We start from the raw sequence: 20,400 nt of genomic DNA on the forward strand, positions 1-20,400 counted from the left end.
GGCCAGTCAAGGAATCTCTTTTTCTTTCATCAGAGGGAAGCTCATTCTTGTCTGTGCTTGTGCAATGTATGGATAAGCGTGACACAGCAGGCTGTACTATTGTGAGTGGAAGCGGAAACATTCCCGACCGTCTGGGAACTGCATTCCCAGCTGTCGGGAATAGGATTCCCAGCCGTTGGGAACAGCGTTCCCGATACATCGGGAAATCAACGCAAGTGTAGTTGAATGTTTTTGGTTGACTGCTTTTTGTCTTGCTTCTAAACTTGGTCGACGGGTTTTAGAAAGGATGGAGGGATTTCCCGAAAACGTTAAAATAGCGTAATGGTAGTTGTTTTCGGCATTATTTGAGTATTTTTGCACGTTATTTAGGCAATGAGAAATAAGAGCATTATACTCCTTCTGTCGTTTGCCATCGTCTGTGCGATGGCAAGTGTCAATATGCCTGTTCCGAAGGGTAAGAAAGCCCGGAAAGCAAAAGCCAGCACGATTGTGGTTGACAGTCTGCTGCAGGGACAGGGGACAGGAACGGACAAGGAAGGCGGCAGGCATATTCCAGATACCACGAAGATGGATTCTCTCCAGCTGGCGATCTACCATCATAATAAGGCCATCGACGACTCCATCCGTGCCGACAGTATGATGCGGGCACGCTCGAACGGCATCGATGCACCGGTAAAGTACTCGGCTGACGACTCCCTCGTCTACGATGCGGCCACGGGAACGGCCTTTCTGTATGGCAATGCGAAGGTGGATTATGAGAACATGAAGCTTGCGAGCGACAAGGTCTTCATGAACCTTGACAGCAGTACGGTGCGCGCCACGGGAACGGCCGACTCGGCGGAGGAAGACGGCATAAAGGGGAAACCGCTCTTCACGATGGGCAAGGACGAGTACAAGAGCGATACGATGGCCTTCAACTTCAAGTCGAAAAAAGGCCTGATCAAAGGGGTCTATACCGAGCAGCAGGACGGCTTCCTCAGTGGTGAGGTGGGCAAGCGCGACTCTTCGGGTGTCATCTATTTGCAGCATGGCCGCTACACCACCTGTGATGATCCTCACCCCGACTTCTACATCGCCCTCTCGCGTGCCAAGGTGCGTCCGGGCAAGGATGTCGTCTTCGGTCCGGCCTATCTGGTCGTGGCCGACGTCCCCCTTCCGTTGGCAATCCCCTACGGGTTCTTCCCTTTTTCGAAGAAATATTCGAGTGGCTTCATCATGCCGAACTACGGTGATGAGAACGACCGCGGGTTCTATCTGCGCGACGGCGGTTATTATTTCGCCATCAGCGATAAGTGGGACCTGAAGCTCCTGGGGGAGATTTACACCAAGGGGTCGTGGGGCGTTTCGGCAGCCAGCAACTACCGGAAACGCTACCGGTATTCCGGCTCGTTCCTCTTCAGTTACCAGGATTCGAAGACCGGCGACAAGGGACTGCCGGACTTCACGGAGCAGGAGAGCTTCAAGATACAGTGGAGCCACCGGCAGGATCCCAAGGCTAACCCCTACAGTTCGCTGGCGGCAAGCGTGAACTTCGCCACGTCGAGCTATGAACGCAATAACCTCAACAGCATGTACAATCCGCAGACGCTTACGCAGTCTACCCGTACATCGTCCGTCAGCTGGAGCACGAATTTCTCAAGTATAGGCCTCTCCTTGAGTGCTACGACCAATCTGGCACAGAATATGCGCGACTCGACTATCCAGATGACGCTTCCTGACTTGAACATCAGTCTGAGCCGTTTCTATCCGTTCAAGCGCAAGCACGCTGTGGGCAAGGAACGGTGGTATGAGAAGATTTCAATGAGTTATACCGGCCAGCTGTCCAATTCCATCTCCACCAAGGAAGACAGGCTGCTGCATGCCAACCTTTTCAAGGACTGGAAGAATGCCTTTCAGCATACAATCCCTGTGCAGGCGAACTTCACCGTGTTCAATTACATCAATGTCACACCGTCGTTCAACTTTACGGACCGTATGTATTCTAAGAAAGTGCTGCGGGGATGGGACAATGTAAAACAGAAGGAGGTCGTGACAGATACCACATACGGCTTCCACAACGTGTATAACTGGAGCATGAGCGTGGGAGCCAGCACGAAGCTGTATGGATTCTGGACACCGAGCAGGAAACTCTTTGGTGATAAGATCCAGGCTATCCGCCATGTCATCACGCCGCAGATATCGTTTTCCTATTCACCTAATTTCGGCGCACGCCGTTATGGTTATTATGACAGTTACCAGTACACGGATGCCAGCGGTAACGTGAAACTCGTTGAGTACTCGCCTTATCAGGATGAATTGTACAGCGTCCCCGGGAAGTACAAGACCGAGATGATCAGTTGGGACGTAAGCAACAACATCGAGATGAAGGTCAAGAGTGACAAGGACTCTACGGGCTTCAGGAAGATAAGCATCATCGACGAGCTGGGAGCGAGCATGTCGTACAATGCCGCTGCCGACTACCATCGCTGGAGCGACCTCAGCGTGCGCCTGCGTCTGAAGTGGTGGAAGAACTATACCTTCTCCATGAATGCGCAGTTTGCCACCTATGCTTACGAGCTCGATGCCAACGGCAAACCTTATGTCGGCAACCATACGGAATGGGGTTATGGCCGGCTGCCCCGCTTCCAGGGAATGTCGCAGAATTTCTCGTTTACTTTGAATCCGGAAAAACTGAAGAAGTGGTTCGGACATAAGGATGACAAGGAGGATGACAAGGTGGAGGGAGACAGTGACGGTCTTGATACGGACATTGAATCCAATATGGATGACGACCTTGAAAAGGGGAAGTATGCGGCAAAGAAGAAGCGCGGCAACATTGCCGAGACGGACGACAACGGTTATATGCGCTTCAATATGCCGTGGTCGCTGACAATCGGCTATGGCATCACGATGCGTGAGAATACGGCCGGACGGTTCAATACCAAGACGATGCGTTATCCTTATAAGTTCACGCAGACGCTGAACTTCTCGGGGAACATCCGCATCAGTGACGGCTGGAACATCAACTTCTCCAGCGGCTACGACTTCGAAAACCATGCCATGAGCATGACTACGGCCAGTCTGTCGCGCGACCTTCATTGCTTCAATATGAGCGCGTCGGTGGTGCTGGCACCATATACATCGTATAACTTTACCTTCCGTTGCAATGCCTCGACGCTGACGGATGCGCTGAAGTATGACAAGCGGAGCGGCATCAGCAATGCCGTCCAGTGGTATTGATCTGGAAAGGAAAGGGGGTTGTCTGGTACGTCCGGAGCAGGCAGAGTCCCCCCTTTGAACGCCTGTTGCTGAAATGTCCCGGGGGCTGCACGCCGACTTCGGTCTCTTGTCCGGATTCGGGAATGCGATGGACAGCCGCATACACCTCCTCTCTCTGATTCTCAAAAACTAAAAAATACGACGATGGAAACATTAGAAACATTGCTGACACGCCGCAGCATACGTGCCTATGAAGACCGTATGCCGGCACAGGAACTGATTGACAAGGTGATGGAAGCCGGTCTTTATGCTGCAAGTGGAAAGAATATGCAGACGGCCATCATCGTGGAAGTGACGAACAAAGAGGTACGCAAACGTCTCTCGGTCATCAATGCCGAGATTATGGGTACAACAGCCGATCCATTCTATGGTGCCCCTGTTGTCCTTGCTGTTCTGGCCGATAAAAGCAGTCCAAACTATGTCTATGACGGTGCGTTGATGATGGGCAATCTGATGAATGCAGCCCATGCCGTCGGTCTGGGAAGCTGCTGGATCAACCGTGCCAGGGAGACTTTTGACCGTGCAGACGGCAGACAGATGCTGGAGGAGTGTGGAGTAAAGGGCGACTATGAAGGCATAGGCTTCTGCATCCTCGGCTTTGCTGCAAAGGAGGGAAAGGCGGCTCCACGCAAATCGGGACGTGTGTATTATGTGAAGTGAACTATGACGGATAGCCGGTTTGGCCTGGAGAAAGGGACACTTTAAGATAAACAACAATACAATCCCTGATGTCCTCGGTATGGGAACTTCCTCTTTGCTTCCATACTAAGGCGGAGGGTAGGGGAAGGAGGCTTCTTATGAAAGAACTGAAGATAGGAATCCTGCAACAGCACAATGTTGCAGACACAAGAACAAATATGGAACGGCTGGCGGAGGGCATTGCCGATCTTGCGCACCGTGGTGCAGAACTCATTGTCCTGCAGGAACTGCACAACTCGCTCTATTTCTGCCAGACGGAGGATGTCTGCAACTTTGACCTTGCCGAGCCCGTCCCCGGTCCGTCGACAGACTTCTATGGTGGACTGGCACGCAGGCTGGGGGTCGTTCTTGTGACATCTCTCTTTGAGAGGCGGGCGGCAGGCCTGTATCACAATACGGCGGTGGTAATAGAGAAGGACGGCAGCATAGCCGGCAGGTATCGGAAGATGCACATCCCGGATGATCCGGCCTACTATGAGAAGTTCTACTTCACGCCGGGCGACCTCGGTTTTCATCCTGTCGACACGAGTGTGGGACGGCTGGGCGTGCTTGTCTGTTGGGACCAGTGGTATCCTGAGGCAGCCCGGCTGATGGCTTTGCAGGGAGCGGAAATACTCGTTTATCCTACTGCCATCGGCTATGAAATCAGCGATACGGACGAGGAGAAACAACGCCAGCGTGAGGCATGGACAACCGTCATGCGGGGTCATGCCGTAGCAAACGGACTGCCGGTCGTCGCCGTCAACCGTGTCGGCTATGAGCCGGATCCGAGCGGGCAGACTGGCGGCATTCAGTTCTGGGGCAGCAGTTTCGCTGTCGGGCCACAGGGCGAACTGCTTTATCGCGCCAGTGAAGGCAAGGAGGAAAGTGTCGTCGTCAGTATCAACCTTGACCACAGTGAACAGGTACGCCGTTGGTGGCCTTTCCTTCGGGACAGACGGATCGAAGAATATGGTGCGATAACAAAAAGGTTTATTGACTGAAGCCTCACCCCCGGCCCCTCTCCGAATGGAGAGGGGAGTGAAATGTACCGTCTGCTGCCTTTAGATGGTATAATCTCCAAGCAGTGAATCGTATAATACTTTCAGTGAAATGTACCGTCTGATGTCTTTAGGGAGTATAATCGTCAGGCAGTGAACCGTATTTATATACTTTCAGTGAAACGTACTGTCTGCTGCCTTTTTTCGTATAATCTCCAAGCAGTGAATCGTATTTATATACATTCAGTGAAACGTATCGCTTGTAGTTTTCAAGATTTTATTAGGAAAATAGAATAGATAACGATTGCCGCTATGATGGCAAGATAACAGCTGCCAGTCTGATGACAAGAGAGTAGCTGCCGGTATGATAACAAGAGAACGGCCGCCGGTGTACTGTTAATTTAGGAATGGGAAGGACACGGTTGCCGGTGTACTGTTAAGGTAGCGGTTGCTGATACATGGAAAGTTACGGTTAGCTTCCAGGGACATCACGGTATTTACTCCCCCTCTCCATTCGGAGAGGGGTTGGGGGGAGGCATCATATCAATTCCATCCCCGCTTCCTCGCACTCTACTCTCATCTCTTCCGGCCAGATGCTGGCCTGTATCTCTCCGATATGTGCCTTGTGCAGCATGATCATGCAAAGACGGCTCTGCCCGATGCCGCCGCCGATGCTCAACGGCAGCTTTCCGGTAAGCAGCTGCTGATGGAAGAAAAGGTGCTTACGCTCCTCCTGTCCTTCAAGGTCCAGTTGCCGGAGCAGTGCAGACTTGTCTACACGGATGCCCATGGACGACAGTTCGATACTGTGCCCGAGAACGGGATACCAGATGAGAATGTCGCCATTCAGCCCCATTTTCCTGTCTTCTGCCACTGTAGACCAGTCGTCGTAATCGGCTGCACGCCCGTCATGCTTCTCCCCGTTGCTTAGCTTGCATCCGATTCCTTCGATGAATACAGCACCATATTCTCTGCTTATGGCATCCTCGCGTTCCTTGGCGGTCATCGTAGGATATTTGTCCAGCAGTTCCTGTGCATGAATGAAATGTATCTCTTCCGGAAGGAACGGTTCCAGATCGGGATAGGTTTCGCAGGCAAGAAATTCCGTACGGAGAATGGCTGCATAGATACGGCGGACGACACGTTCCAGAAAGGCTCGTGTTCTGTCGTCTTCTGTAATGACCGCTTCCCAGTCCCACTGGTCTACATAGAGCGAATGGAGGTTGTCCAATTCCTCATCGGCACGAATGGCATTCATGTCGGTATAAATGCCATAGCCCGGTTGTATCTCGTAGTCGGCCAGCGTCAGCCGTTTCCATTTCGCCAGCGAGTGTACCACTTCTGCCTGTGCTTCTCCCATATCCTTGATGGGAAAGGAGACAGGACGTTCGACACCGTTCAGGTCGTCGTTGATGCCCAGGCCTTTCAGTACGAAGAGCGGTGCCGTGACACGGCTCAGCCGCAGTTCGGTTGCTAAATTCTGCTGGAAGAACTCTTTTATCAGTTTGATTCCCTGTTCGGTCTGGTGTTTGCCAAGTACTGCTTTATAGCCTTCCGGCTTTATCAGTCGACTCATTCTTGATCCTTTCTGTTAATCTGTTTGTCAGTCGGTGTAATTGTCTGCAAAGTTATAGAATAATCGTCATATTGAAAACAATATGCTTGAAGAACTTTTCAAAATAATACGGAAAACGTCTTCTTCAGACACTTTGTGATAAAAGATAAACCATCTTTTGCAGGTTCACCCTATAAGTCTTTCCTTGCCTCAAGAGGGGCGGCAAGTCCCTTCATGCCTGTGGCCGGTGACTTGTCGTATGGCTTGCTGACAGATAAGGTGGTGGAAGTCCGTAAAACATTAAACTGCAGCTTATGTTGTTCCCGACCGGTTGGGGATTCTGTCCCCAAAGCCTGGTACTTTAGTTCCCAACGGCTGGGAAACCTGTTCCCAACCGATTGGGAACAAACGGATTGCGGTCTTTTTCAAACTTGATAAGCAGTATTTGAAGATGAGACGACGGGCTGTCAGCGAGCTGTCGATTTCAAAATCTTTTGCAAGAATATTGGCTGTTCGTTTGGTGTTCTGCAAACTTTACCGTATCTTTGCACCGCTATTAGGCTCCGTAGCTCAGCTGAATAGAGTGTCAGATTCCGGTTCTGAAGGTCCAGGGTTTGAATCCCTGCGGAGTCACTAAAGGGCAGGACTTCCTCTGGAAGAAATCCTCTAATGCGAAGGGATAGAGGCGGGTCGCCCCCGAAAGAATTACAGATTGTCAATAAAGGATGTATGGTTTTTTACTGTTCATCCTTTTTTCGTTTCAACAAACCGGTCTGCCTGGCAGATTGTGTGCCTTCTAAAACAAAAGAACATGGAAAAGAAACTCAAGATCGGACTGCTCCCACGCGTCATCATAGCCATACTTCTCGGGCTGTTCCTGGGCTATTATCTTCCCGCACCCGCAGTAAGGATATTCCTTACCTTCAACGGCATCTTCAGCCAGTTCCTCGGTTTCATGATACCGCTGATCATTATCGGGCTGGTGACTCCCGCCATTGCCGGTATCGGAAAGGACGCAGGGAAGTTGCTGCTGGCTACGGTAGCGATTGCCTATGTCGACACGATAGTGGCCGGCGGTCTGTCCTATGCGACAGGGACATGGCTGTTTCCTTCGATGATTGCTTCGACGGGCGGCAGTATGCCGCATATAGACAAGGCAACCGAACTGGCACCTTACTTCTCCATCACCATACCGGCCATGATCGACGTGATGAGCAGTCTGGTATTTTCGTTCATCGTAGGTCTCAGCATTGCTTACGGTGGCTTGCGCACGATGGAAAACCTTTTCAATGAGTTCAAGACGGTCATTGAAAAGGTCATCGAGAAAGCCATCATCCCGCTCCTGCCTCTTTATATATTCGGCGTGTTCCTCAACATGACCCACAATGGGCAGGCACGGCAGGTACTGCTGGTGTTCTCACAGATTATCCTCGTCATCCTCGTACTGCACGTCTTCATCCTCGTCTATGAGTTCTGTATTGCCGGTGGCATTGTCAGGCGCAATCCCTTCCGGATGCTGTGGACGATGCTGCCCGCCTATCTGACGGCATTGGGGACCAGCTCATCGGCAGCGACCATCCCAGTGACATTGAAGCAGACCGAGAAGAACGGCGTAAGCAAGGAGGTGGCCGGCTTTGTCGTCCCGCTCTGCGCTACGATCCATCTTAGCGGCAGCGCAATGAAGATTACGGCGTGTGCCTTGACAATCTGCCTGTTGACAGGTCTGCCGCACAATACAGGTCTCTTCGTTTACTTCATCCTCATGCTTGCCATTATCATGGTGGCGGCCCCCGGTGTCCCGGGCGGTGCCATCATGGCAGCCTTGGCTCCCCTGTCGAGCATTCTGGGCTTTGACGACGAGGCACAGGCATTGATGATTGCGCTGTACATTGCCATGGACAGCTTCGGGACAGCCTGCAACGTGACAGGCGACGGCGCCATTGCCATTGCCGTAGACAAGTTCTTCGGCAGGAAAGCATCAGGACTATAAGAAATCATAAAAAGAGACGGCTGATGTCCCTTCATTAGGCTTTCTCAGAATTAAATCGTATCTTTGCAGGACAGACAACTAAATATCCGTAACATCATGGAAATAGTAGAAAGATTTATCAACTACACCAAGTTTGACACACAGTCGGCTGAAGATTCCCAGACCGTGCCCAGTACACCGAAGCAGCTGGTCTTTGCGAAATATCTCAAGGAGGAACTTGAACATGAAGGAATGAAGGAAGTCGAGATGGACGAGATGGGGTACATCTATGCCACGCTCCCTGCCAATACCAAGAAGAAGATTCCTACAATCGGTTTCATCTCCCATTACGACACGGCGCTCGATGCCAGCGGTGCCAATATCAAGGCCCGTGTCATCAAGGATTATGACGGGGGGGACATACAGCTGAATCCTGACGTAGTCAGTTCTCCGCGTATGTTTCCGGAACTGCTGGAGCACAAAGGAGAAGACCTCATCGTCACTGACGGTACCACGCTGCTGGGGGCTGACGACAAGGCCGGTATCGCCGAGATTGTACAGGCGATGTGCTTCCTCCGCGATCATGATGAGATAGAACATGGTGACATACGCATCGCATTCAATCCGGACGAAGAAATCGGCAAGGGTGCCCATCACTTCGATGTGGAGAAGTTCGGCTGTGAATGGGGATACACCATTGACGGTGGCGACTTGGGTGAGCTGGAATACGAGAATTTCAATGCGGCCGGTGCGAAGGTGCTGATCCATGGTGTGAGTGTCCATACAGGTTATGCCAAGGGAAAGATGGTGAATGCGAGCCGTCTGGCATGTGAGTTCAATGATATGATTCCGGCAGAGGAGATTCCGGAGCAGACAGAAGGCTACCAGGGCTTTTACCACCTCCTCGGCATTGACAGCCGCTGCGAGGAAGCAAGGCTCAGCTATATCATCCGCGACCACGACCGCGACCATTTCGAAGAACGGAAGCACTTCATGGAGAACTGTGTGAAGAAGATGAATGAAAAGTACGGCGAAGGGACTGTCGAGCTGAAAATGAACGATCAGTATTATAATATGAAGGAGAAGATCGACCCCAATATGCACGTCGTGGAGCTGGTTCTCCGTGCCATGCAGCAGGCCAATGTCGCTCCTAAGGTGCAGCCGATCCGTGGCGGTACGGACGGTGCACAGCTTTCGTTCAAGGGGCTTCCCTGTCCGAACATCTTTGCCGGCGGAGTCAACTTCCACGGCCCTTATGAGTTCGTCTCGGTGCAGGTCATGGAAAAAGCCATGCAGGTTATCATCAATATCTGCCGGCTGACGGCAGAGTTTAATGATTGATATTCCGTGGCGATATTCAGATATGCCGATGACAGGCAGAAAACAGGGACAGACGTGCCTGTCTGTCCCTGAGAATCGGATGTTTGATGACTTTCATGTATTGGCCGGGCCGATAAGACCCATAAGGAATCTTGGTGATAAAAGGAGAAATTAATTACTATCAATCCCACGTGTCCAGGCTTCCTCTCTTGTGGAGGAGTTGAATCTGGATGAACAAATCATGTCGGAGCTTCCCTCGCTGGTCAAAGACCTCGCACTGATTCTTGTCGTAGCTGGAATCGTAACGCTTGTGTTCAAGAGGCTCAAGCAGCCGTTGGTGCTGGGCTATATCGTGGCAGGTTTCCTGGTGTCTCCCCATATGCCCTATCTGATGAGCGTTGTGGACAAAGCCGACATACAGACCTGGGCTGATATCGGCGTCATCTTCCTGCTGTTTTCATTGGGGCTGGACTTCTCTGTGAAGAAGATTCTCAGGACAGGGGCTGCTCCCGTCATTGCCGCCTGTACCATTATTTTCTGTATGATGGCACTGGGTGTCATCGTAGGCTACAGCTTCGGGTGGAAAGAAATGGACTGTATTTTCCTGGGCGGTATGCTTGCTATGAGTTCTACTACCATAATCTATAAGGCTTTCTCCGATATGGGACTTACCCAGAAGGGCTTTGCCTCCACCGTCATGAGCGTGCTTATCCTGGAGGATATTCTTGCCATAGTGATGATGGTAATGCTCAGTACCTTGGCCAGCGGTGCCAGTCCTGATGGTGTACAGGTTGTCGGAAGCATTCTTAAAATCGGATTCTTCCTTGTACTGTGGTTTGTCGTCGGACTTTTCGTCATCCCGCTCTTCCTGCGTTCTGTCCGCAAGATACTCAACAACGAGACACTTCTTGTCGTAGCCTTGGGCCTCTGCTGTCTGATGGCAGTCGTGTCGACGCAGGTCGGATTCAGTGCTGCCTTCGGTGCCTTTGTCATGGGAAGCATCCTGGCAGAGACGGTCGAAGCCGACAAGATCATCCGTCTTGTGGACCCTGTCAAGAACCTCTTTGGGGCTGTTTTCTTTGTGTCTGTGGGAATGCTGGTTAATCCGAAGATACTTGCAGGCTATGCCGTTCCCATTTTCCTGCTTGTCCTTGCGATTCTTGCAGGGCAGGCTGTGTTCGGAACCTTGGGCTACCTGCTCGGCGGACAGACCCTCAAGAACGCTATGCGCTGCGGCTTCTCGATGGCTCAGGTGGGTGAGTTTGCCTTTATCATCGCATCGTTGGGACTGTCGCTACACGTTATCAGCGACTTTCTCTATCCGGTTGTAGTCGCCGTCTCGGTCATCACGACCTTCCTTACACCGTATATGATCCGTGCGGCAGAGCCTTGTTATGATATTGTCATCAGGTTTCTACCCAAACGGTGGGTGCGTCGCCTGACACATATACAGACCGGTGCGTCACCCGGAAATACCGTCGCAGACAGTCTTTGGAAAGTGCTTGCCAGGAAGATGCTGATCAATACGCTTGTTTACGGCATTCTTTCTTCGGCCGTCATCGCCATCATGTTTTCTACGGTGCTCCCGGTATGCAGGCTTTTCTCTGTGGAATGGACGGGCAGTCACTGGGCGGGCAATGCCGTTTGCGGTTTCCTCACGGTAGCTTTCGTCTCGCCGTTCCTGCGTTCCATCGTCATGAAGCAGAATCATTCCGAGGCATTCAAAGCGTTATGGACCGGCCGTCGCATCAACCGTCTTCCGCTGATAGCCACGATTCTTGCCCGTGTCGTCATTGCCGTCAGTTTCATTTTCTACATCTGCAATTATCTTACACGGTTTCAGAATGCGCTGATGATTGCCATTGCCGTAGGTATACTTGTTCTGATGATTCTTTCGCGCCGCCTCAAGAAGAGAAGCATTACGCTGGAACGTCTGTTTATCCAGAATCTTCGCAGCCGTGACATCAAGGCACAGCTGCAGGGGAAGAAGAAGCCGCTCTTTGCCGACCATCTGATAGACCGTGACATCCACATCGCCAATCTTGAACTGCCTGACGATTCTCTCTGGGCCGGCAGGACGCTGCGCAGTCTGCAGCTGCGCAACCGTTTCGGCGTACACGTCAGCAGCATCCTCCGCGGTTCACACCGCATGAATATCCCGAACGGCAATACGATTCTCTTTCCTGGTGACAAGCTGCAGGCTATTGGCGATGACGAGCAGCTGACGCTGTTCTCTTATGCTATGAAGGCAGAACTGCAGCCTGAAGATACCGATATAGAAAAGCATGAGATGAAACTCCGTTGCTTTACGATGTCAAATACGAGTCCTTTCATTGGCAAGACACTCAGAGACAGTGGTATCCGTGACAAGTATAACTGTATGGTGGTGGGCGTGGATGAAGGACAGAAGAATCTTACGCTCATAACGCCCTCGCGCTGTCTGCAGGCCGGCGATGTGCTGTGGGTCGTGGGCGAGCAGGATGACCTTGATCGGATTACGACGTTAGGGTAACTGTGTCTGCCGCCGGAAAGTTGAAGCCGGTAGGCCAGACGTGAACGGAAATGGTCTGGCTGTCATCTGTCTCATTCCGGTGCTGTCCGGCAAACATTTCCCGGCAAGTCGGCTGTCAGCGTCTTGCTGTATATGATAGCGATGGGAGCGGACCGGCCTTTCCTGCAAATGTGTTGATGCCCATCACCTGTGGAGTTGATGTCCATCACTTATGGAGTTGCAGGCAGTCACCAGCCGTGTTGACGGCCTGATCTTTGCAATATGCTGCCGGGATGAGAGCGGATTGCAGCCCGAGAAGAGCTGTGCCGGCGAAACTAATGTGATCAGGGGAGCTTGTTTTTCCGAAAACAATGTGGAATTGTCGGTTTAAAAGAGATTACGCACGGAAAATTATCATGTTTAAGTCTTATCTGACATCGTTGGTCTCTTTTGCAGAGCAACGTAACTTCTTTTTTTCAACCAGCTGCGTTTTTCCAGTTGTTGCGATGTGAAAGTAAACCCCGCGGGCTGCGGACAGTCGTTAATGAAAGGCAGACAGGACTGTCCTGCCATGAACAGATCTGTTATTAATCTGCCCGGCTGTCTTTTCAAATAAGAAAATGACTTCTGCTGTCTGCTAAGCCAGATCCAGCCCCAAAGCCTCTACGAGTTTTTTCACAGGGCTGTTGTTCCTCATCAACTTGTCAAGTTCCTCGCGGGGGGTGAGCATGGGCTTTATTTCCTCCTGGCGGGCAAGCCGGATAGTAAGGCCGATCTGTCCGTTGTGCAGATCCTTTGCCAGTGTGGCACGGATGCGCGACCTGATGGGAAGCATCTCGTTGAGCTGGATGTTGTTCTCTGCAAGTACCTGGATGTTGGGGAACTCGGTGATGGTCGGCGTAATATTCTTCATACGCTGTGCCAGAGCCTGCATCTTGTCAGGCATACGTGTACACATGGCCCGCCAGCGGACAACGAGTTCCTGCTGTGTGAAGGCCTCGTTTTCGTCTTTGTTGGTTATTTCCGGCTCGTCTTCCTGAGTTTTCTTTTTGTCACTCTTCAGCAGATTGTCGAATGACATGCTCAATGCGCCCAGATTGATAGACTTCGGCAAGCCCGACATCACTTTAGCCGCCGGTCGGGAAACCGGTGTGACAGATGCAGATGGCAACGCCTGCGACGGATTCACCACTGTTTTTCTGTCATCGCTTCGATGTGCCTCGTCGTTATGTTTCAGGCTCCCGACCACCTGCGGAGCCGGTTTCTGTTGAGCCTTCAGGATAAGATTCTTGAACAGGGATTTCAATCGTTTAGGGCTACGCCCCGAGGCTGGAACATCATCGTCCTTCTGCGTGATCTGTGCTACCTGGATAAGCGTCAGCTCTACCAGCAGCCGCTTGTTGGAACTCTGTCGGTATTCCACGTCGCAGCGGTTCATGATCTGTAGGGCATTGTACAGGAACCTGGTGGGACACTTCTGTGCCTGTTCCTGATAACGCAGCCTTTGCTGCTGGCTTACTTCGAGCAGTGGGAGTGTCTGTGCATCCTTGGCCATCAGTACGTTGCGGACATGGGAGGCCAGTCCGTTGACAAGATGGCCGCCGTCGAATCCCTTGTTGAGTACATCATTCAGGAGCACCATGATTTCGTTCACCTTGTTTTCCAGAGCAAGGCTGACGATATTGAAGTAATTGTCTGCATCCAGCACGTTCAGGTCTTCTATCACCTTCTGGTAGGTGATGTTTCCCTGAGAGAAACTCGCTGCCTGATCGAAGATGGAGAGGGCATCGCGCATACCACCGTCGGCCTTTTCGGCGATGATGGCCAGTGCCTCCTCTTCATACTGTATGTTTTCCTTTTCCGCCACGTTTTTAAGGTGACTGATGATGTTCGGGACAGTCATGCGCTCGAAATCGTAGATCTGGCAGCGTGACAGGATGGTGGGGAGGATTTTGTGCTTCTCGGTTGTCGCAAGAATGAAGATGACGTGTGCAGGCGGCTCTTCCAAGGTCTTGAGAAAAGCATTGAAGGCAGCCGTCGAGAGCATGTGTACCTCATCGATGATGAAGACCTTGTAGCGTCCTACCTGTGGCGGAATTCGCGTCTGTTCCATCAGCGACTTGATGTTCTCGACCGAGTTGTTGCTGGCAGCGTCCAATTCGAAGATGTTGTAACTGCGTCCTTCGGCGAACGCCTTGCAGCTTTCGCATTCATTACAGGCTTCACCGTCGACCGTCGGGTGTTCGCAGTTGATGGCTTTTGCAAAGATGCGGGCACAGGTGGTCTTTCCCACCCCCCGTGGCCCGCAGAAAAGATAAGCATGGGCCAGCTTTCCGCTTTTCACGGCATTCTTCAGCGTGGTGGTCAGCGCCTGCTGTCCCACGACAGAATCGAAGGACATCGGGCGGTACTTGCGCGCCGAGACAATATATTCATCCATAGACTTAAAATCTGATAGTTTATGCAAAGGTAATAAAAGTTAAGGGAAGAGGGTGGAGAGGGAAAGAATTAAATTGTTAATTTGCCAAAAATATAGATGTTTCATGCGTACGTCTGCAATCTTTTCCTTACTTTTGCAGGAAATAAGCTGCGCCTGGCAGATTGGGAACAGAACTGTTTGCCCCGCCTGCTTTATTTTTACTGAAAGGAAAACAGAGACGTGAGCAAGATTACCGGACATATTTACCGCTTTTTCAGTCGGTTCAAGTTCCATATTGTTATTGTTCTGGGCGCACTCATCGTGGGTGTGCTGGATGAGAACAGCTTTATGAAGCGCATAGAATATGCCTACCAGATTGATGACCTTAAGGCTGAGATTCAGAGATATGACCGTCAGTATCAGCATGACACGCAGCAGCTGAAAGATCTCAAGACCGATTCCGGAGCCATTGCGCGTGTGGCCCGAGAGCGTTACTTCATGAAAGCTGACGATGAAGATATCTTCGTGCTGAGCGACGATGAGCAGCCGGCAGAAAACACACCTAAATATGAGACAGCTGAATAAACTCGAATCAATTATCTATCTTGCAGGAGGCATTATCATGGTGGCAGGCGCAGGCCTGTATGCCTTTCTCATGATTCAGCCCTTTGCATGCTGGCTGATGCTGGTCGGTGCCATCGCTTTTGTGCTTGTGCAGGCCCGTCAGCGTTATCTTGGTACACAGCTTGTTGTCCGCCGCCTGCGCAGGATCATGACCTTGGCAGGGTGGGGGTTCATCCTTGCCGGGCTGTTCATGGTGGAAGACTGCTATCATTTTCTCCGCCCGCTGTTTTCCGGTTCATTGGACGGTTACAGCAGTTATGTCAGTATTTTTCACCATAACTGGGTCATACTCCTGCTTCTGTCGTCCGTCATAGAGATGTACACGACACATCGCATCAGCTATGAACTGAAGAAAGAGGGCGACAAGGAAAGTAACTAAAAAAAAGCTAAAAGGGTTACGGATAGTTTTAATTTGAATAAAAAAGTTTTTCAGGTCCGATTATAGATTGTAATTTTGTCTGAGAAGAAATTGAACCAGTTAAATGATCTATGAATAAAGTTCTCTATGCACTCCTGACGCTTGCGGCGTTCACATCGTGTGCCAACTCTTTCAATATCCAGGGGACATCCAACGTCTCAAGTCTGGATGGAAGGAAACTGTATCTGAAGACCGCCCAGGGCGACTCGCTCGTCAATCTGGACTCCTGTGATGTTGTTCACGGACAGTTTGCTTTCCATGGGACAATCGATTCTGTGGAAGTGGCACAGGTGTTCATGGATGATGTTAACCTGCAGTTTCCAGTCGTCATCGAGAAAGGAGACATTACGGTCAGACTGGACAATACGCAGCAGCGTGTCAGCGGGACACCGCTGAACGACAAGCTGAATGATTTCTGGACAAAATTTACACAGCTGCGTAACCAGTATGCAGAGATTGACCATGAGGAGAGCGCGGCAATCCTGAACGGTCACGAAGAGGATACGGTGAATGCTCAGCTCATCAAAAAAGCATTGGGAGTATACGCCAAGGGAGACAAGCTCTTCACGAAATTCGTGACGGAGAACTTTGACAACATCCTCGGCCCCTGGTGTTTCATGACCCGTATTACTTATGATACGACCCCCAACGCCTACCCTGTGTGGATGAACGATTATATGTATGCCAACGCCATCAACCAGTTGCCGTCATGGGTTGAATATATCATGACAAAGGCGACAGACTCATTCAAGCAGAATCCACAGGTAAAGGCTTTCTATGCCGATTTTCTACAGGCACAGAAAGAAATGAACGGTACGGCGGAACCGGCAGCTGAAGCGGCTCCTGATGCTGCCGGGACTACTCCTGATGCTGTAGCTGCACCTCCTACTCCAGCACAGATGGCCGGTGATTCCATCTCCAGATGATGCTGCGTCCTGCATTCTTCCTCCTTTCCTGCCTCTGATTCCTTCAGCTTTCCATGGAACAGACAGCCACAACCCCTAACAACAAAGACTTATGAGGAAACTCATCCAAGGCGGAACAATTGTCAATGAAGGGCGGAGCTTTACCGGTTCGCTCGTCATAGAGGACGATTGTATCGCAGAGATTATAGACGGAACACAGACACCCCATGGTACATTTGACGAGACGGTCAATGCCATGGGGTGTTTTGTTTTACCCGGAGTTATTGATGACCATGTTCATTTCCGTGAACCGGGACTGACCGAGAAAGCGGACATTGAGAGCGAGAGCCGGGCAGCTGCCTACGGTGGTGTCACGTCCTATTTCGAGATGCCGAACACCCTTCCGCAGACGACAACACTGGAAGCTCTGCACGACAAATGGGCACGTGCAGGTCGATCAAGTCATGTAAACTACAGTTTTTTCTTCGGTGCTGCAGACAATAACTGCAAACTGTTCTCTCTGCTTGATGCCCACACAATTCCCGGGATAAAACTCTTCATGGGAGCATCGACTGGAAATATGCTTGTCGACCGCCGTGAAACGTTGGAGGAAACTTTCCGTACGGCAGCAGAACTTGCCCTCCCCGTAATGACCCACTGTGAGGATTCGCACATGATCGATGAGAATATGAAAGCTGCCAAGGCACGCTATGGAAACGACCCGGACATCTGCCATCACTGTGAGATACGCAGTGAAGAAGCATGCTGGGCATCATCACGGTTGGCTGTCGAACTGGCACGGAAATACAAGACACGACTGCACATTGCACACATCTCTACTGCAAGAGAGTTGTCGCTGGCAAATCAGCCGGAGGATGAAGGGAGGATTACCCTGGAGGCTGTCATCGCCCATATCGCTTTCTCAGCCCAGGATTACCTTACCCGGAAAGCCCTCATCAAGTGTAATCCGTCAGTCAAAACCATTGCCGACCGTACCGCCATCCGTCAGGCACTTATGGACGGACGGATTGCAGTGGTCGGCACCGACCATGCCCCGCACTTGCTCGCACAGAAGCAGGGAGGCTGTGCCAGGGCAGCATCTGGAATGCCGATGGTTCAGTTCTCACTTGTTACGATGTTGGAGCTGGTTGATGGGAAAGTACTTGACATGGAGCGGATGGTGGAACTGATGTCTCATGCCCCCGCCCGCCTCTTCCATGTTGACGCCCGCGGTTTCCTGCGCAAGGGGTATAAGGCGGACATTACAATCGTCTCACCTCATCGTCCCTGGACAGTTGATGAAGCGTGCATACAAAGCAAATGCAAGTGGAGTCCGATGATGGGACACACCTATCGATGGAGAGTCTTACACACTTTCTGTAACGGGCATCATCTGTTGGATGATGGAAGATTTGACAGTGCTGTACGCGGTGAAATGATTACTTTCCGGAATGGGAAATGAAGCCCTATGTGTAATCAGTGTGGATTTTCGGCTTTATGGATTGCTGGACCTGAAGGGAGTTGGCATCAGTCTTGCGGAGGGGATGATGAAAGCCGTATGCCGGTGTGTCCGGCTTGATGTTCGTACACCCTGAAAGCAGGTGTTTCGATCTGGGAAATATCGGAGAGAATCAGTTGGAAGACCATGTCCGCCGGCACGACTTTTCGGTTGACGCAGGAAGGAGAATCCCCGGCTCCAGCCTTTTAAAGAAATGATAGCAAGAATCGTCATATACCTTATATTAGTGATAGTGCTGTCTGACCTGTATATAGATATGCACTATTTCCGCAAACGGTATCACATCACATGGTGGCAACGTCTCCTGTGGTGGATGCCCTGTGCCGGTATGGTCGTCTATACCTGCGCACTGGCTTCCATCCGCAATTTTGCCCCTTCCGACCTTACTTGGCTGAACACTTATCTCTTTCTCCTCGGTATGTTCGTCGGTCCTAAAGCCTTCTTCACCCTCTCTTCTTTCGTGGGGTGGATAGTCCGTAAGTACATTACGCATACTCATCGAAACTGGGGGCATTACGTCGGTCTTATCCTCGGCACCATAGCTTTCTGTGTCTACGTCTATGGACTTACGGCGGGCTTCTCTGCCATCCGTGTAAGACACATCGACCTGTCGTTCAATGATCTGCCGCCATCGTTCGATGGCTATCGCATCGTACACCTGTCCGACCTCCATCTCGGCACCTTTGACGGATGGCGGAAGAAAATATTGAAAGCAGAGATGGACAGCATAGAACAGCAGAAACCTGACCTCATCTGCTTCACTGGTGACCTACAGAATATGCGTCCCAGAGAGGTGGAGAAGATGCTGCCCGTCATCCGTCAGGCTATGAGGGGAACGATAGCCGTCCTGGGGAACCATGACTATACAGAATATATCAAAGGCAATCCGAAAGAAAAGGCGGCACAGGAAGCACGGCTGATTGCCGTAGAAGAAAAGCTGTTAGGCTGGACACTCCTGCGTAATCAGAACATCGTCATAACCTCGTCCAGTGGTGATTCCATCTATATCTGCGGTACGGAAAATGACGGCCGACCACCTTTCCCGAACTATTCCGACTACAGAAATGCGACGAAGGGTATCGGCAGGAAAGCCTTTGTGATTATGTTGCAGCATGACCCGTCGGCATGGAGACGGAATGTCCTGCCGAAAACGAGAGCGCAGCTGACCCTCTGCGGGCATACCCATGGCGGACAGATGCAACTCTTCGGGTGGCGGCCGACAAGTATCCGGCAGCATGAAGACTATGGACTATACCGACAGGGAGAACGCTGTCTCTACGTTACGGCGGGACTGGGCGGACTCGTACCTTTCCGTCTCAATATGCCCAACGAGATTGCAGTGATAACACTACATACAAAGAAATAGAATTAAAAAAGAATACGCTATGAGCAACCCTACAGCCCGGCAACAAGTACAACATTCCACTGTCCATCGTCCGGTATTCGTACAGATCCTGACCGTTCTGTACAATCTCTATACGATGTTTATCGTCTTACCGCTCTTTGTCTTGGCCTCCATACTTACCGCTCTGACAACCACCGTCGGCTGCCAGTTGGGCAACGGGCACTTCTGGGGATATTATCCCGGCAAGTACTGGGCGTGGCTTACGATCCGTCTGCTCCTCCTCCCCGTGAAAGTCAAAGGACGTGAACATCTTGACCCGAGACAGAGCTATGTCTTTGTCAGCAATCATCAGGGAGCTTTTGACATCTTTCTCATCTACGGCTTCCTCGGCCGTAACTTCAAATGGATGATGAAAAAGGCTATCCGGAAAATCCCCTTGATTGGTCTTGCCTGTGAAAAGGCCCACCACATTTATGTGGACAAGAGTGGTGCCAGCAAGATAAAGAAGACTTACGACACGGCGCGCGAAACGCTCCGTGAGGGTATGTCTGTCGTTGTTTTCCCCGAAGGCGCACGCAGCTTCACAGGACACATGGGACGGTTTCGCCGGGGAGCCTTCATGCTTGCCGATGAACTGCAGCTGCCTGTCTGCCCGCTCACCATCAACGGCTCTTTTGATGTCATGCCGCGTACCAGTGACTGGCGTTTCCCAGTATGGCACCGGCTCTGTCTTACCATTCATGAACCGATTTTCCCGGAAGGAAAGGGGGCGGCGTTTGAGAAGCAGACAATGGAAAGAGCATATGATGCGGTCATGGCCGGTCTCACACCCGAATACCAGGGATTCATAGAGAATCCGGATCAATAAAATCAGGCGGAAAATTTGTCAGTTCCATAT

15 protein-coding genes and 1 tRNA gene are annotated in these 20,400 nt (G+C 51.2%); 14 read left to right on the plus strand and 2 right to left on the minus strand.

What is annotated here, in order from left to right; all coding sequences use genetic code 11:
* Positions 1-372 precede the first annotated feature (372 nt).
* From DYH27_RS02645 to DYH27_RS02655, 3 genes are all read left to right on the plus strand, one after another.
* Positions 373-3,219 (plus strand): putative LPS assembly protein LptD, encoded by a 2,847-nt coding sequence (locus DYH27_RS02645; RefSeq protein ID WP_025067677.1) that lies wholly within the window; start codon positions 373-375, stop codon positions 3,217-3,219.
* Between the two features lie 183 nt (positions 3,220-3,402).
* A complete protein-coding gene (locus DYH27_RS02650) occupies positions 3,403-3,918 on the plus strand; it encodes a nitroreductase (RefSeq protein ID WP_025067676.1) in 516 nt (171 codons plus the stop codon).
* Positions 3,919-4,055: 137 nt separating this feature from the next.
* Complete coding sequence (locus DYH27_RS02655) at positions 4,056-4,940, plus strand: carbon-nitrogen hydrolase (RefSeq protein ID WP_025067675.1); 885 nt, start codon at positions 4,056-4,058, stop codon at positions 4,938-4,940.
* A gap of 535 nt (positions 4,941-5,475) precedes the next feature.
* On the opposite strand, the gene asnA is transcribed toward DYH27_RS02655, so the two are convergent.
* Positions 5,476-6,513 (minus strand): aspartate--ammonia ligase, encoded by a 1,038-nt coding sequence (gene asnA, locus DYH27_RS02660; protein ID WP_025067674.1) that lies wholly within the window; start codon positions 6,511-6,513, stop codon positions 5,476-5,478.
* A 538-nt stretch (positions 6,514-7,051) separates the two neighbouring features.
* On the opposite strand from asnA, the gene DYH27_RS02665 reads away from it, so the two are divergent.
* From DYH27_RS02665 to DYH27_RS02680, 4 genes are all read left to right on the plus strand, one after another.
* Positions 7,052-7,125, plus strand: a tRNA-Arg gene (locus DYH27_RS02665).
* A gap of 178 nt (positions 7,126-7,303) precedes the next feature.
* A complete protein-coding gene (locus DYH27_RS02670; protein ID WP_025067673.1) occupies positions 7,304-8,482 on the plus strand; it encodes a dicarboxylate/amino acid:cation symporter in 1,179 nt (392 codons plus the stop codon).
* A gap of 96 nt (positions 8,483-8,578) precedes the next feature.
* Positions 8,579-9,802: a peptidase T gene (pepT, locus tag DYH27_RS02675; RefSeq protein WP_025067672.1), complete on the plus strand. Its 1,224-nt coding sequence runs from the start codon at positions 8,579-8,581 to the stop codon at positions 9,800-9,802.
* Positions 9,803-10,022: 220 nt separating this feature from the next.
* Positions 10,023-12,293, plus strand: a complete 2,271-nt coding sequence (locus DYH27_RS02680; RefSeq protein WP_025067671.1) for a cation:proton antiporter — start codon at positions 10,023-10,025, stop codon at positions 12,291-12,293.
* A 616-nt stretch (positions 12,294-12,909) separates the two neighbouring features.
* Here the strand turns inward: DYH27_RS02680 and DYH27_RS02685 are convergent.
* A complete protein-coding gene (locus tag DYH27_RS02685) occupies positions 12,910-14,712 on the minus strand; it encodes a DNA polymerase III subunit gamma/tau (protein WP_025067670.1) in 1,803 nt (600 codons plus the stop codon).
* A 219-nt stretch (positions 14,713-14,931) separates the two neighbouring features.
* On the opposite strand from DYH27_RS02685, the gene DYH27_RS02690 reads away from it, so the two are divergent.
* The 7 genes from DYH27_RS02690 (at position 14,932) to DYH27_RS02720 (ending at position 20,370) form a co-directional block, all read left to right on the plus strand.
* The gene (locus tag DYH27_RS02690; protein WP_004354141.1) at positions 14,932-15,276 is read left to right on the plus strand and encodes an FtsB family cell division protein; all 345 of its coding nucleotides are present in this window, start codon (positions 14,932-14,934) and stop codon (positions 15,274-15,276) included.
* Positions 15,260-15,694 (plus strand): hypothetical protein, encoded by a 435-nt coding sequence (locus DYH27_RS02695; RefSeq protein WP_025067669.1) that lies wholly within the window; start codon positions 15,260-15,262, stop codon positions 15,692-15,694. The genes DYH27_RS02690 and DYH27_RS02695 overlap by 17 nt, the downstream gene beginning before the upstream one ends.
* 110 nt (positions 15,695-15,804) lie before the next feature.
* Positions 15,805-16,659: a DUF4369 domain-containing protein gene (locus DYH27_RS02700; RefSeq protein ID WP_029216445.1), complete on the plus strand. Its 855-nt coding sequence runs from the start codon at positions 15,805-15,807 to the stop codon at positions 16,657-16,659.
* Between the two features lie 91 nt (positions 16,660-16,750).
* On the plus strand, positions 16,751-18,100 hold the full coding sequence (locus DYH27_RS02705; RefSeq protein WP_025067668.1) for a dihydroorotase: 1,350 nt from the start codon (positions 16,751-16,753) through the stop codon (positions 18,098-18,100).
* 104 nt (positions 18,101-18,204) lie between these two features.
* Positions 18,205-18,354 carry a vitamin B12 dependent-methionine synthase activation domain-containing protein gene (locus DYH27_RS13710; RefSeq protein WP_155809674.1) on the plus strand — a complete coding sequence of 50 codons (150 nt, stop codon included), beginning with the start codon at positions 18,205-18,207 and terminating at the stop codon, positions 18,352-18,354.
* Positions 18,351-19,523, plus strand: coding sequence for a metallophosphoesterase (locus DYH27_RS02715; RefSeq protein WP_025067667.1), 1,173 nt, complete (start codon positions 18,351-18,353; stop codon positions 19,521-19,523). Before DYH27_RS13710 ends, DYH27_RS02715 begins: the two co-directional genes overlap by 4 nt.
* A gap of 19 nt (positions 19,524-19,542) precedes the next feature.
* A complete protein-coding gene (locus DYH27_RS02720) occupies positions 19,543-20,370 on the plus strand; it encodes a lysophospholipid acyltransferase family protein (protein WP_025067666.1) in 828 nt (275 codons plus the stop codon).
* Positions 20,371-20,400: the final 30 nt, after the last annotated feature.

Origin of the sequence: Prevotella denticola (assembly GCF_900454835.1) — a bacterium.
Classification (GTDB): Bacteria; Bacteroidota; Bacteroidia; order Bacteroidales; family Bacteroidaceae; genus Prevotella; species Prevotella denticola.

Coding starts and splice junctions, on each gene's coding strand:
- DYH27_RS02645 (WP_025067677.1), top strand. CDS start 373: ATGAGAAATAAGAGCATTATACTCCTTCTGTCGTTTGCCATCGTCTGT.
- DYH27_RS02650 (WP_025067676.1), top strand. CDS start 3,403: ATGGAAACATTAGAAACATTGCTGACACGCCGCAGCATACGTGCCTAT.
- DYH27_RS02655 (WP_025067675.1), top strand. CDS start 4,056: ATGAAAGAACTGAAGATAGGAATCCTGCAACAGCACAATGTTGCAGAC.
- asnA (WP_025067674.1), bottom strand. CDS start 6,513: ATGAGTCGACTGATAAAGCCGGAAGGCTATAAAGCAGTACTTGGCAAA.
- DYH27_RS02670 (WP_025067673.1), top strand. CDS start 7,304: ATGGAAAAGAAACTCAAGATCGGACTGCTCCCACGCGTCATCATAGCC.
- pepT (WP_025067672.1), top strand. CDS start 8,579: ATGGAAATAGTAGAAAGATTTATCAACTACACCAAGTTTGACACACAG.
- DYH27_RS02680 (WP_025067671.1), top strand. CDS start 10,023: ATGTCGGAGCTTCCCTCGCTGGTCAAAGACCTCGCACTGATTCTTGTC.
- DYH27_RS02685 (WP_025067670.1), bottom strand. CDS start 14,712: ATGGATGAATATATTGTCTCGGCGCGCAAGTACCGCCCGATGTCCTTC.
- DYH27_RS02695 (WP_025067669.1), top strand. CDS start 15,260: ATGAGACAGCTGAATAAACTCGAATCAATTATCTATCTTGCAGGAGGC.
- DYH27_RS02700 (WP_029216445.1), top strand. CDS start 15,805: ATGAATAAAGTTCTCTATGCACTCCTGACGCTTGCGGCGTTCACATCG.
- DYH27_RS02705 (WP_025067668.1), top strand. CDS start 16,751: ATGAGGAAACTCATCCAAGGCGGAACAATTGTCAATGAAGGGCGGAGC.
- DYH27_RS02715 (WP_025067667.1), top strand. CDS start 18,351: ATGATAGCAAGAATCGTCATATACCTTATATTAGTGATAGTGCTGTCT.
- DYH27_RS02720 (WP_025067666.1), top strand. CDS start 19,543: ATGAGCAACCCTACAGCCCGGCAACAAGTACAACATTCCACTGTCCAT.